This is a genomic window from Algoriphagus locisalis (assembly GCF_900116615.1).
Lineage (GTDB): Bacteria > Bacteroidota > Bacteroidia > Cytophagales > Cyclobacteriaceae > Algoriphagus > Algoriphagus locisalis.
This window is the reverse complement of the sequence record NZ_FPBF01000001.1, coordinates 72,015-85,030: the sequence shown is the minus strand read 5'-3', so window position 1 is coordinate 85,030 and position 13,016 is coordinate 72,015. Positions and strand designations below refer to the sequence as shown.

Below are 13,016 nucleotides of genomic sequence, written 5' to 3'. Positions count from 1 at the left end.
GCTACTTCTTCTTTTTTTGAGCAGCTTTTTTCTTGGCCTTTTTTTCCTTCAGCTTCTTTTGCGCTTTCTCCTTTTTGGCTTTCAGCTTTTTCTTTTTCGCTGCTTTTTTCTTGGCTTTCTTATCCTTCTCCTTCTTTTTGTCCTTGTCTTTGCCTTTTTTCTCGGTTTTCTCTTTTTTCTTGGCTTTGTCTAGCTGCTTCTTTGATCCCTTTAGATCTTTGGCACTTTTTTCTGATTTATCCGTGCTTTGAACCTTCGCTATTTCTCCTTCCACTTCTCCCTTTATTGTTTTATCAGGTGCACTAGAACTAGTTTTCTGAGCAGTACCTGCCAGATCAGATTCTTTATTGCTACCCTGATCCTTAGTCCCCGAATTGTTATTTTCTACCATTTTATTACTTGATTAAAAGTACCTCATTGTTAATTTACTATGATGTAAATGTATAGATATGACCCCTATTGTTAATATTAAGTTTTCATTTAAAGCAAAAACTTAACATTGGGACAGGCTATTAGGGGAACAAGGGCTATAGCCTTGATGAGGTATTATCTGATGCCATTCAATTAAAACCTTTGCTCATGCGTTAAATTCTTAGCCAGGGAATCTTAAAATGAAACGTCCTGGACGGGGCTGGATAAAGGGTGATTTACTCAGTTCACAAATGAATTAGGCCATTTGACTTCAAGCTCCTTCAATCCATTCATATCCCGTATCCATGTTTCAAATTCCCGCTTACCTTCTTTTATCACAATCACTCTTCCTCCTGCCAATGGATCCTCCTCTAAGTTTTTCATCATTTTGGTCACCCGGCCGTAGGCTAATGCAATGCCATGGTGTACCCCTATGTAATCGTTGATATGGTCATGGCCTACAAAAGTACCCATGACATCTCCGGCTTCCAGCATGGCTGCAAACATACCCGTATTTATTTCCGGGCTACATTCCTCCTCATTTTTTACACCTATGGCTGGATTGGTTTCATTGCTCCAGGCTTGTGCATATTCTGGCAGCGGAATATGAAAAAATGCCAGCGCCGGCAAAGGATTTCCCCTGTTAACCTCAGTAAATCCCTTACTCTTTTCCCTATACCACTGTACTTGTGAAAAGTCAAACCATCCATATCCTCCTACTTGTGGCTGTAAGGTACTGTTGCTGTTGGAATCCATGATATAGATCAGCGCTTCCTCTTTGGATTCCTCTCCGGCAATCGTCAACACAAAATTTGAATTACCATATGTCTCTTCTTTGTCGGCATTGAGGCAATGAGGAAATTCAGCCAGAAAGTTGGCAATTTCTACTCTACTGGCATTATGCTGGGAATCATGGTTACCAAAAGCAACGACCCAAGGAATACTAAATTCTGCAAAAAGATCTTCAAACAACTGATATGCCTGAATGGGGTCATCCTGGGTCACTACATCGCCGGTCAATACAACCAGATCGGGTCTTTCTTCTAAAATAATGCCCCTTACTATTTCAAAGACATCCCTATTTTTATTCCCTGGAATATCTATATGTGTATCTGTAAACTGAACAATTTTAAAATCTCCACCAGCATTGAAGGAAAGTATGGGTTTATTCTGCGCCAGAGCTGTGTTGAAGAATACGGTTAAAAGTAGGAAGGAAGCTATTTTATATAGCATGAAACCGGATAGAAATGAGTAATGGAAAACTTTTAAGAAAGCAGTGCAACTACTAGAGAATTCATAGTAGTTACACTAGCCTTATCCCAACTAGAAAAATTAAGCTCGGCTAGCCTGCCAAGGCCCTGTAATCGCCAAAGTAAGCCCCGCATGTTGGATGTTAACAAACAGGGTTTTACCACTTGGGGAAAAACATGCGCCAGTCAACTCGGATTTGTAACCTACATTCAGGCCGAGGTGATAGATTTCACCTTTTGGCGTAATCCCGACCAACCGTGGATCAGAATTATCCTCGCAAAGGATCACATCTCCCCAAGGCGCTACAGTCAGGTTATCACAGGCTCTTAAGATATTTTTATCATTAGGTTCGGCAAAAAGCTCCAGGTGTCCTCCTGCTTTTTCATTACCCATTTTCTCCTTTCCAGAGGCAATGTACCGAAACACCTGACCCTGCTTGGCTTTCCCTCCATTGGTACAGGCAAAATACACTTCATCATTTCCATACCACATGCCTTCTCCCCTGGCAAACCGTGCTGCCCCCTGATCAAAGCCTCTTAATCTCAGATCGTCTTCCTCTGGATCCGTATTTTCCAGGTCTATCCATTCCACTTCAAGCTTATTCCCTGTGCTCATTGTCTGCAAATCCCAGTTTCTTGTATCAAATCCTTTTTGACCTTTAATACTGAGTGCCTGAAGCTTTCCTCCTGCCCGAAAATTCCCCTGCTCTCTTGGGATAAACCGGTAAATAAGTCCATCCCCCCGATCTTCGGTGAGATACACAAAGCCACTGTCCGGGTCCACTGCTACTGCTTCATGGTTAAATCTCCCCATCGCCTTTATTGGCACTGGCTCAGCCAAAACCGCTTGATCAGACAGAGGCACTTCAAACACGTACCCATGATTATGTTCATTGACTCCTTCCAACTTGCTGTCAAAAGTCTCTTCACAGGTAAGCCAGGAATTCCAGGGAGTGGGGCCACCAGCACAATTCCTGATCGTCCCGGCTAATGAGAGGTACTGGTATTCCATTTCCTGAGTATCCTCATTGAACAAAAACGTTGTAGTGCCTCCCAAACTCGGATTCTTGCCAAAGCCCCGATCATAAATATCAGATTCGGCCAGCTCCTGAAGCTTGGAATTATCCAATCCAAATGGCCCATTTTCCGGATCATCGGATGAGATTTCGTGATTTCTGATAACCCAGACTTTCCCGTCTTTGGCACTGAAGGCTGCCATGGCATCATTACGTCCTGGAGACACGAATCCGTCATCCATCAGTTCTCCCGATCTGGATATGATTTTATAGGAAAAGCCTTTGGGAAGATTGAAAATACCTTTTGGATCTGGCAGCAGCGGGCCGTATTGGTCATAAACTGAGGGAATATTTCCTGCAAAGGCAGATGCACCAAAAGACCTAAGTCCCATGAAGCCTATACTGACCATTACTGAGTTTTTCAAAAATGACCTTCTTCCAGGTGTGTCTTGCTGTTGCTTCCTAATCATATGTATAGCTTTCTGATTGATTTTTAAGATTTGTGCAATATTAGATTACCTACTTATTCTTACCATGAATCAAACATTACCCTTTTGTGAAATGGGATAGCCGGTTTTCCCTGCCTATAGTAGCCCCAAAATAGGGTTTTCACATTCCTCTTCCTGAAATCCGCTTCACAAATCTTTAACTTTTTGATAATGCGATAAGACTAGTCCCTTTTACCATTCTCAAGTCATTAGAATATAAAACATAGGCAGGATAACTGCTGAATTCTAATTAGGCAAGTAATAATGGATCGGTCAAAAAAAGAGATCAAACTACTGGTAGAGAACTATCTGGAGGGGACTATGAGCAAAACTGAGTTTGATCAATTCCTGACAGGATTGGACGATAAAGCTGTTAGTCAGGTCTATTCTGAAGTACTAAAATCAAATTTTGAAAAAACAATCGCCAAAGCTTATCCTGAGCCAACTGTCACACAAAAGCCCAAAGCGGAGAAGACTTTTGTTGCCAACTATCCCAAAATTGCGGCAACCGTGATTCTTTTGATTTGTATGGGAGTTGCGATCTTTAATTTCCTTCAGAACTCCAGCCAACAGGAAGTGATATCCTACCAAACTGCGCAAGGAGAGCAACGCAATCTTACCTTGCCTGACGGATCTGAAGTAAGCCTGAATGTAGCCTCCAAACTGGAGCAATTTCCTTTTGAGAATCAGGTCAAACGAGCGGTAAGGTTAGAAGGTGAGGCTTTCTTCCAAGTAGCTAAAGACAAAATCCATCCCTTTGAAATCCAGACCCAAGACATTAACATTCTGGTTATAGGCACGGCCTTCAATGTCAATTCTTATTCGGAAGACAACTCCATAGCGATTGCTGTCACAGAAGGGACTGTAAAAGTTTCCTTTCTTCAAGCAAGTGAGGAAATAGTAGAAAAGCTTACCCAAGGACAGCTGCTTACCCTAGATAAAACCTCCCAAAGCTATTCAGTCCGGGATTCTGAGGATCCTGTGTTCTGGAGGGAAAAAGTATTGCATTTCAGCCAGACGGATTTCTCTCAGGTAATCCATTCCCTGGAAAGATGGTACGACGCAGATTTAGCCGTGACCGATTCGAGTCTTTATCAAATTAAAATCACCGGTCAGTTTAAAAACAAAAGCCTGGAAGATGTAATCCAATCCATAGGATACCTGACCAATAGAGAAACTGAAATCACAGCATCTATCAAAATACATAACCCCCAGTGAACCAAAAGAAAAACCACACCGGAGAGAATTTGACGAAGACCTCCAGCGTGGCAGTATGATCAAGTAGTACACCACTTAAACACACACAAAGTATGGAAATTACATTTACTAAAAAAAATCCTTTGCCACCACGCAGCCTATGGTTATTGCTGCTCCTATTCCTGCCCCACTGGGCTGAAGCGGGGCTGCACCGCAGTGAAAGAATAATAGAAATGCATCAGACCAAGCTGAGTCTAAGGGAATTTATCACGGAAATTGAAACCCAGAGCGAATTCAAATTCATCTATGCAGATGGGGTTCATGAACTTTTGGGACAACAAATAAAAGTAAGCCCTAAAGCTACTGTCCAGCAGCATCTGAAAACTGCAGAAACCTTCACTCCCTTTCAATTCAAAATAACCGGAGAGAATATTCTGATCAGAAAATCACAACAAACGCGTGCAGCTATCCCGATCACAGGACTGGTCTTGGATGAAGACAACCAGCCCTTAGTCGGCGCTACCGTGCTGATCAAAGGAAGTACCTCTGGAGTAGTGACGGGTATAGACGGCACCTTTAGCATTGATGTTCCTTCCAATGAAGCCGTATTGGTGTTCAGCTACATAGGATTCGAATCTCAGGAAGTTGTAGTCCAAAACCAATCTTATATCAAAGTAGTCTTACTTTCCTCCTTTGCCGATATGGAAGGTGTGGTAGTCACTGCGTTGGGAATAGAACGAGATGAACGCTCCCTGGGCTATTCTGTTGCAGAAGTAGGTGAAAACGCCTTCCAAAACGGAAGCCAGGACAATGCCTTACGCTCAATCGCCGGTCGGGTTCCAGGTGTGAGTGTCAATTCCACCGGTGGGGCAGGTTCCTCTGTTAGTATGATCATCCGGGGAATCTCCTCGTTGAGCGGGGATAATCAGCCCTTATTCGTTGTAGATGGAGTTCCGATTATCAACACGCTAAACAACGTGTCAGAAATCGGTGCAGACAACAAAGTAGATTACGGCAATGCCATTTCTGATTTGAATCCGGAGGATATAGAAAGCATGTCTATCCTAAAAGGCCCAAGTGCAGCCGCACTGTATGGCTCCAGGGCGGGAAATGGGGTCGTATTGATCACCACCAAATCAGGTAGAAAAGTAAATGAGGTAACGGTGAGTGTTTCCTCCAATACCCTACTGGAAATCCCCTACAAGTATTTGCCATTCCATAGTAGGTTTGCTACCGGAGTACGGCCTTACACACCGGACAACAATCCCTACCCAGGAGGCCAATTGGTCATAGAAGAAGGTTCTTCGGCAGGTGCAGGACCGGAATTGGACAAAGGATATGAAGCCATTCAGTGGAACAGCCCCTTGGATGCCAATGGGAACCGAATCCCCACTCCCTTAGTCTCCCATCCGAATAATGTATCAGATTTTGTACGCACAGGTGTCACCACTACCAATGGAGTATCTGTGGCAAACAACAATGAATTCATCAACTATCGAATCGGATACACCAATCTGAGTAATTGGGGCATCATACCCAATTCAGATTTTGGCAGGGACAACCTATCGGTCAATACAACTTTAAGAATTGACCCTAAGCTGACCCTGAGCTCAAGCATCAATATCAACCAGACAGGATCTGACAACCGTCCTGCGGGAAACAGAGGTGCCAACCCACTGGAAGCTGCCTATAAAGTGTCTCCGCACATCGATATCAACGAGCTTCAATCCTACTGGGTACCCGGGCAGGAAGGAATCCAGCAGCGCTCCCAGGCTATTGGCGATTATGACAACCCCTACTTTCTTGCCTACGAAGTAAACAACAGTTTCAAAAGAAACAGGATATTTGGCAACCTGGGGCTGGAATACCAGTTCACAGAGAATTTTAAGGTAAAAGCCAGCTATATGCTGGACATGTATTCAGAGCGGAGAGAATCCAAAATCCCGATAAGCTATACTGCAGATCCCAATGGAGGATATGGCCTCATCAACCTGGACAGAACGGAAAGAAATGCCGACATCCTTGCCACCTACACCAAGGATTATGATAATTTCCACATGACACTTTCCACCGGGGGAAACCTGAGATTCAACCGCAACCATGCAGTGCAGAATTCTACCAAGGCAGAGGGTTCGGGACTGATCGTACCCGGTGTATATACCCTGAGTAATACTTCAGCAGACAACCTGATTTACAATTCATCCATTTCAGAAAAAGCCGTGAACAGTATTTACGGGCTGGCAAACTTTGGTTTCCGGGATTTGATTTACTTGGATGTAACTGCAAGAAATGACTGGTCCTCTACCTTGCCGGAAGCCAATAGGTCCTACTTCTATCCTTCTGCCTCACTCAGCTTGATCCTGAATGAAATGCTGGATATGGGCAGTTCCATAGACCTGCTGAAATTAAGAGCCGGCTGGGCCCAGGTAGGTAACGATACAGATCCATACAATCTCTATCAGGTTCTTGCCAATAACGGGGAATGGGACAGCCAAACCCGACTGACCGTACCGGACAACCTTAAAACACCAGACCTTAAACCTGAAATTTCCACATCCTATGAACTTGGGCTGGAAATGGCTGCTCTCCAAAACCGCCTGCGGTTTGATCTGACCTACTTTAATACAGACAATAAAAACCAGATCCTTCCTGTCACCTTGCCATCCTCTTCCGGCTTTACCTCCAAGTTTGTCAATGCCGGACTGGTAAACAGCAAAGGCTGGGAAGTAATGCTGGGATTTACCCCAGTGAAAACGACGGATTTCACCCTGGATCTGAACTTTAACTACTCCAAATACCGGAGCCGGATCGTAGAGCTGACAGATGAAGTCGATGTATTCTACCTATGGTCAGACTCACGTGGTGGGGCTTGGACTTATGTAGGCGATGAGATCGGGGACATTTATGACCGGGGATTAGTGACGGTAGAAGATAGGGAATCCCCTTACTTTGGATATCCTATTCTGGATGAAGATGGAAGCTGGCAAGCGATAAACCAGGCCTCTGCCAAAAATAAAATCGGGAATTTCAACCCGGATTTCTTAGCCGGTATGCAGGTAAACATGAGCTATAAGCGCTTTTCCCTAAGCTTAAATTTTGATATGAGAATGGGTGGGGATTTCGTATCCCAGACTTTCCGATATTCTGAATCCGATCTCAAAACCCAACGTTGGCTGGATCAGATCATCAATCCAAACGGACTTTCAGGTGATGCCCTTCGGGACTATTTAGTGGACAACCAGGATCAGTTTATCACCGATGGCCTGAATGTAGTGGGCGGACCTACTGCAGAAAGCGGCGGTTTTCCCTTCGATTACAATGTCACAGTAAACGATGGGGTATTTAACCCAGGCGTCATCGCCCAGTACGATGAGGAGGGGAACATTACTGGCTACACTGAGAATCTAGGCGGAGAAAACACCAAATACATCCCCTATGCAGACAACTATCCTTGGAGCTTCTTCAAACCGGCCACCTTCGATGCTTCCTACATCAAGTTACGGGAAGCTGCCATTTCTTATCAGTTACCAGTGGATTTGGTCAATAAACTGAAAATGAAGTCCATCAATGTGGGCGTGTACACCAGTAACCTAATTCTATGGACGAAAGCAAAAGTAGGAATCGATCCCGAAAATGCATTTCAGCCGGAAGCAAACGGAACTTTCAAACAGGGGATAGAGCGGTACAATGTCAATCCTTGGGTCATCCCGGTAGGATTTAAAATCAATGCATCTTTCTAATCAACGAGACTATTTTGGACATCAGATAATTCCTAAAATGAAAAAACACATCAAACATATCAATGCTTTTGCTATAGGATTAATCCTCTCAGGATCCATGACAGCATGCGTGGATTTGACAGAAACCAATATCAATCCAAACGGGGTGGAATCCACGGCTGTGCACCCCAACCTTTTGCTGACTACCATTCTTTCCAACACCGCTACCTCAGAGGTGAATCTGGGTTTTGGAGATATAGCGGGAGTAATGCAGCATACGCAAAAAGATGCATGGTTTACAGGTCATAACAATTATGAATGGAGTAACCAGAGCTGGACTGCCAACTACAGCATCCTAGAAGACATCAAAATGATGGAACAGCGGGCTGAAGCTTTGGAACTTCCCTTTTATGTGGGGGTAGCAAAAGTGATGGATGCCTACCACTTTGCCAGAATTGCGGACTTATGGGGTGATGCCCCTTATGCGGACGCGGTAAGTGGAGATCAGGGAGGGGAACAATTTCTCCTGCCTGCCTTTGACTCACAGCAAGAGATCTATGAAGGAGTGATTGCCGAACTAAAAGAGGCGAATGACCTGCTGGCAGCCTTAGGCACATTTGAGGCTACTCCTCAGGATATCCTTTTTGGAGGAAATGTGCTGAAGTGGAGACAATTTGCCAATTCTCTCCGCTTGAGACTTTACCTGAGGATATCCGAGAAAATGCCAGAGATGGCCAGTCAGGGAATGCAGGAAATCCTGAATGATGCGTCTCGCTACCCAATCATTACGGTTGCTTCGGATGATGCGGCCATCGCTTTCCCAGGTGGCACTTCAGCCAATTCCTGGCCTTCCAATACAGAATTTGACGGTTCCAATGGCAGCAATTACCGCAGGATAAAAATGTGTGCAACATTGGTAGAGGTGCTCCAATCCCTGAATGACAACAGAATTTCAGTATGGGCTGAAAAAGTACAGGTGCCGATCGTCCTAGATGAGAGCTTACCTGCCGGTACAGATGAAATCATAAACGGAAAGCGATACATAGATGCCGATATAGCTGCAGAAAAAACAGTGGACACCGACCCTGAGTATGTAGGCATTCCACCTGCAGTTTCCAATATACCAAGTGAGTACAACCTCAATCCCACTCCGGGACAGCAATCTTACAATCCCCACGTATCCTTTATCAATGAACGATACACTGCTCCTTCAGGACCATTACTGAAGGCTAGACTGCTGAGTGCGGCCGAAGTTCACTTCATTTTAGCTGAAGCTACGCTATCCGGATTGGTGAATGCAGGATCTGCAAAAGATCATTATGAAGCCGGTGTAAAAGCATCCTTTGAGGCCTGGGACTTGGAAAATGATTTTGAAGAATACATCACTGGAGAAGCTGCTTTTAACAATAGTCTGGAGCAGGTCATGACCCAAAAATGGATTGCAGCGTGGACAGCTTCCACAGAATCCTGGTTTGACTATAGAAGAACGGGCTATCCAGAGCTAGTGGCAGGACCCGCAGCAGTAAGAAGTGTTCTTCCCATCCGCTTTTATTACATGCAGGATGAATTGACCATCAATGAGAAAAATGCCAATGAAGCAGTAAGCCGCCTGGAAACTACCCAGTTTTCCCAAGCTGATGACAAAAACAGTGCATGGTCCAAGTTCTGGTTGCTACAGGGCACCGGAAAACCATGGTAAGCCCATTGCCCGGATTTATGGTTTCCGGGTAATATTCGAGTCTATTTGACAAAGCACAGGCTGCCCCATTCCCTTGGGTGCAGCCTGTTTTTTTTCTTGAAACTTAGCTCTTAAAGGGCTAAAGAAACCCACAAAGCGCACTAAAAAGGATTGGAGAATAAATGTTCACTAAACCCTGCTTGCATTCGCAAGAAACTATCACGGGATAGTCGCGGAAGACTAAAAAATTGAAAATTAAAGAAGCGTAACGCTCAAAATAAAAAGTAAAACATCAGTATCAGACCGTTGACCAATTCTGACCGAAGTCGTTTTTTGATCTGAACCAGGTGGTTTTTGACGGTATTGGCAGAGATATTTAATGTCTCTGCAATTTCATCATAGGATTGGTTTTTACCGTATTTCAGGGTTACGATTCGCTGCTTGTGTTCAGACAATTCGGATAGGGCTTTTTCCAGCTTTTCAAAATTCAACCCCTGCTGCTCTAGGCTATCTTTTTCATGGGGTTGATCCTGGATTTTCTGCCAGAGTTCTTCGGTTCCCTGCTCGGTTTTCTTAAGTTCTTTAAGCCGGTCAAAGGCTTTATTCCTCAGGCATATAAACAGGAAGTTCTGTACATCATCGATCTTATGAAGATTGTCTCTCTTTTCCCAAAGCTGGATGAAGACATCCTGTGCAATATTCTCCGCTTCCTCCCTATCCTTTACCAGCTTTATCACCAACTCCACGGCAGCATTCCAAAACTTTTCATAAAGCTTGGAAAAAGACTTTTCGTCAATGACTTCTATGCGATGGGACCTTCCAAATAGTATAGATTTCATGGGTTTGACTTAAAACCGAATTTATCGAATATCCTACCCAAAGTATTTAAGCCAGTATTAAGAATGGGTGAAGTAAACAAGATGGCAAGACTACTTCCTTTTTTTCAAGCCTACGGTTACCTTTCATCCCTGAGCTTAACCCAAAGTTCCGGCAGGTCTGTCTGAACCATGGATGCACCATATTCTAGCAGCTTCTGTGATAGTGGCGAATGGGGATTTACCCGAAGTTCATCATCCAGTGATCCCAAAGAATTGATCCAGGTCCGTAGTCCGAATTTTTGCGCCTTAAGCATAGTTTTAGGTGTATTGAATCCCGGGTCAATATGGACAACCACAGGAGCCAGCTTTCTGTAAGCCTTTCTTATTTCATTGGTTTTGTATAGTCTGGGCATCAAGAACGCTTCTGGTAGCTTGGCTCTTATTTCCCCTAGGACTTGCCATTCCGAATCAAAAAAAATGACTTCATCCAGCACATCCATTTCTTTTACCACTGTCATCACTTCCTCTACTTTATCAGTTTTCATATCCAAATCCACCATGATTTTACCCTTGGTCAAAGCCAGCGCTTCGGCTAGTGTGGGGATAGCTAATCCGGAATCTTTACCTTCTAAAACCAAGGTCACATTCTGGAGCTCAGCGCTGCTCATTTTTTCTATGTCCCCTGAGCCCGTGGTCGTTCGGTCTATGGTCTGGTCATGCATCAGATATACAATGCCGTCTGTGGTTACCCGGACGTCGATTTCGACTAGATCCACTCCCAGATCTATCGCTTCCTGTATGGCTTGAAGGCTATTTTCGGGGTAGCTATGATGTGCCGAACGGTGTGCTACGACCAGTAGTTCATCTGTATTCAGCAGTTTATCCCGGATTTGCTCAACCTGTGAAAATGCATCTAGGGCTGCAAAAAATAATAAGAGTACAGTCAGTACAACTCTACTCACAATTACGGGGGTATTTGTCTTATTTTTCATTTCTTCTGAAGTCTTTCTGGGGAGCTGGGAATGTTGTTAACAAGGGTATTTTCGCCTTGGGGATTTTTATGAATCTCAAAGGAATCATATAGTTCACCAAGCGCAGTGTAGGTTTTAAAGCTGAGTATATTATCCTTTACCTTGATCCACTGATAGGTCTGGGTGCCGTAAGCTTTTCGCTCCATCCACTCATCTGTTTTGACCTCATACATTTTCGGCCCGCCCACGGATACCACATAGACGGTACCTTTTCCGTAATCCAACTTCCCCTTTTCATCAAAAGCCCTGCCCCGGGCATAGGCATGGTCATGCCCCTGTATTGCCAGATCCACCTTGAACTCCTGTAAAATCGGCCGGATATAATCGATCATCTTATCGTGGTATCGATTTGGGTGAGTGGCATATACCGGATAATGAAACGTGATCACAGTCCATTTCCGGGGATTATCAGTCAGGACTGCTCTCAACCAATCCATCTGTGCTTTTCTGTACTCCGGGGATTCATCGATCTGCTCTCCATCGAGTGAAATGATTTTGAGCTCCGGGAAATTTACTTCATAGGTAGTCTCCTCCAGTCCTTTGGGCCCGTTGGTAGGCAAGTTGAACTGGGCATTCCAGTGTGGGGTAAGGGTAGCAGGATTTTTGGAAAACTCATGATTGCCTGGAGTCATCATAGAAGGGATACTGGCGTGGATCCATTGCCCGGCTCCAAACCACCCGCCCCATTCAAAATCTGCACTTTCATGGTTGACCAGATCACCTGCATACACCGTAAAATCCATTTTGGGCAAGTTGATGACTGCTTCACGAAAAACCCGGCTGAACATCGCTACCACCTCATTTTGCACGTCACCGAAATACAGAAAATTCACTTCCTTATCGTCTTCAGGAATGGTAAACTGGAACCATTCAGACCAGAATTCGCCCCCACCCACCCGGTACACATAACTGGTTCCAGCCTTCAATCCAGTCAATTTTACCTGATGGTAGTTGGCATGTATGGTTGGCTCCTCATCCTGTTGGGAAACGAGGGTTTCGGTCACTGCCTTAAGCTGTGTCGTCTTATCCCGGAATTCAGGTCCGGCAGTAGCCTGGGCAACTTCCAGATGAGAAATAACCCGCGTGGTATCGGTACGCCAGTTCACATGGATTGCCTTCAAAGGATTTTCAGATAGATTCAGGATAATCCGGTCCGGCCTTGGACTTGGCAGAAGGTACGAATTAGGATTTAGAGATGATGTATTCTGGGAATAAGACAGCGTTGGGCATACCAGAGCCGTCACCAAAAACAGTCGTTTTAGGACACTTAATTTACTCATTATCAATTTTTTAATAGCTATTTCCTAAGTTTTACTTAGCTTTGAGTGTTGATTTTCACGATAGCTTTTGTTCATACTAAAGACTTCAATAGCCTACGTTCAGGCCATTGATTCATGTTAACTTTATA

9 protein-coding genes are annotated in these 13,016 nt (G+C 44.3%); 3 read left to right on the top strand and 6 right to left on the bottom strand.

Features of this window, described 5'->3' with window-relative positions:
- Position 1: 1 nt before the first annotated feature.
- The 3 genes from BM386_RS00335 to BM386_RS00325 form a co-directional block, all read right to left on the bottom strand.
- On the bottom strand, positions 2–391 hold the full coding sequence (locus BM386_RS00335; protein WP_091691083.1) for a hypothetical protein: 390 nt from the start codon (positions 389–391) through the stop codon (positions 2–4).
- A 260-nt stretch (positions 392–651) separates the two neighbouring features.
- Positions 652–1,644, bottom strand: a complete 993-nt coding sequence (locus tag BM386_RS00330; RefSeq protein WP_091691082.1) for a metallophosphoesterase family protein — start codon at positions 1,642–1,644, stop codon at positions 652–654.
- Between the two features lie 99 nt (positions 1,645–1,743).
- Positions 1,744–3,147 (bottom strand): alkaline phosphatase PhoX, encoded by a 1,404-nt coding sequence (locus tag BM386_RS00325; protein ID WP_211482866.1) that lies wholly within the window; start codon positions 3,145–3,147, stop codon positions 1,744–1,746.
- Positions 3,148–3,429: 282 nt separating this feature from the next.
- Between BM386_RS00325 and BM386_RS00320 the strand changes: the two genes are divergently transcribed.
- The 3 genes from BM386_RS00320 (at position 3,430) to BM386_RS00310 (ending at position 9,780) form a co-directional block, all read left to right on the top strand.
- Positions 3,430–4,383 (top strand): FecR family protein, encoded by a 954-nt coding sequence (locus tag BM386_RS00320; RefSeq protein WP_091691080.1) that lies wholly within the window; start codon positions 3,430–3,432, stop codon positions 4,381–4,383.
- Positions 4,384–4,475: 92 nt separating this feature from the next.
- The gene (locus BM386_RS00315; RefSeq protein ID WP_091691079.1) at positions 4,476–8,102 is read left to right on the top strand and encodes a SusC/RagA family TonB-linked outer membrane protein; all 3,627 of its coding nucleotides are present in this window, start codon (positions 4,476–4,478) and stop codon (positions 8,100–8,102) included.
- Positions 8,103–8,139: 37 nt separating this feature from the next.
- The gene (locus BM386_RS00310) at positions 8,140–9,780 is read left to right on the top strand and encodes a SusD/RagB family nutrient-binding outer membrane lipoprotein (protein WP_091691895.1); all 1,641 of its coding nucleotides are present in this window, start codon (positions 8,140–8,142) and stop codon (positions 9,778–9,780) included.
- Between the two features lie 251 nt (positions 9,781–10,031).
- On the opposite strand, the gene BM386_RS00305 is transcribed toward BM386_RS00310, so the two are convergent.
- The 3 genes from BM386_RS00305 to BM386_RS00295 all read right to left on the bottom strand — a co-directional run bounded on the left by BM386_RS00305 (position 10,032) and on the right by BM386_RS00295 (position 12,888).
- Entirely contained in the window at positions 10,032–10,598 is a 567-nt protein-coding gene (locus BM386_RS00305; protein ID WP_091691078.1) for an RNA polymerase sigma factor, read from the bottom strand.
- A 116-nt stretch (positions 10,599–10,714) separates the two neighbouring features.
- Positions 10,715–11,569, bottom strand: a complete 855-nt coding sequence (locus tag BM386_RS00300; protein ID WP_091691077.1) for a glycerophosphodiester phosphodiesterase family protein — start codon at positions 11,567–11,569, stop codon at positions 10,715–10,717.
- The gene (locus BM386_RS00295) at positions 11,566–12,888 is read right to left on the bottom strand and encodes a purple acid phosphatase family protein (RefSeq protein WP_091691076.1); all 1,323 of its coding nucleotides are present in this window, start codon (positions 12,886–12,888) and stop codon (positions 11,566–11,568) included. Before BM386_RS00295 ends, BM386_RS00300 begins: the two co-directional genes overlap by 4 nt.
- Between the last annotated feature and the right edge of the window lie 128 nt (positions 12,889–13,016).

Coding starts and splice junctions, on each gene's coding strand:
- BM386_RS00335 (WP_091691083.1), bottom strand. CDS start 391: ATGGTAGAAAATAACAATTCGGGGACTAAGGATCAGGGTAGCAATAAA.
- BM386_RS00330 (WP_091691082.1), bottom strand. CDS start 1,644: ATGCTATATAAAATAGCTTCCTTCCTACTTTTAACCGTATTCTTCAAC.
- BM386_RS00325 (WP_211482866.1), bottom strand. CDS start 3,147: ATGATTAGGAAGCAACAGCAAGACACACCTGGAAGAAGGTCATTTTTG.
- BM386_RS00320 (WP_091691080.1), top strand. CDS start 3,430: ATGGATCGGTCAAAAAAAGAGATCAAACTACTGGTAGAGAACTATCTG.
- BM386_RS00315 (WP_091691079.1), top strand. CDS start 4,476: ATGGAAATTACATTTACTAAAAAAAATCCTTTGCCACCACGCAGCCTA.
- BM386_RS00310 (WP_091691895.1), top strand. CDS start 8,140: ATGAAAAAACACATCAAACATATCAATGCTTTTGCTATAGGATTAATC.
- BM386_RS00305 (WP_091691078.1), bottom strand. CDS start 10,598: ATGAAATCTATACTATTTGGAAGGTCCCATCGCATAGAAGTCATTGAC.
- BM386_RS00300 (WP_091691077.1), bottom strand. CDS start 11,569: ATGAAAAATAAGACAAATACCCCCGTAATTGTGAGTAGAGTTGTACTG.
- BM386_RS00295 (WP_091691076.1), bottom strand. CDS start 12,888: ATGAGTAAATTAAGTGTCCTAAAACGACTGTTTTTGGTGACGGCTCTG.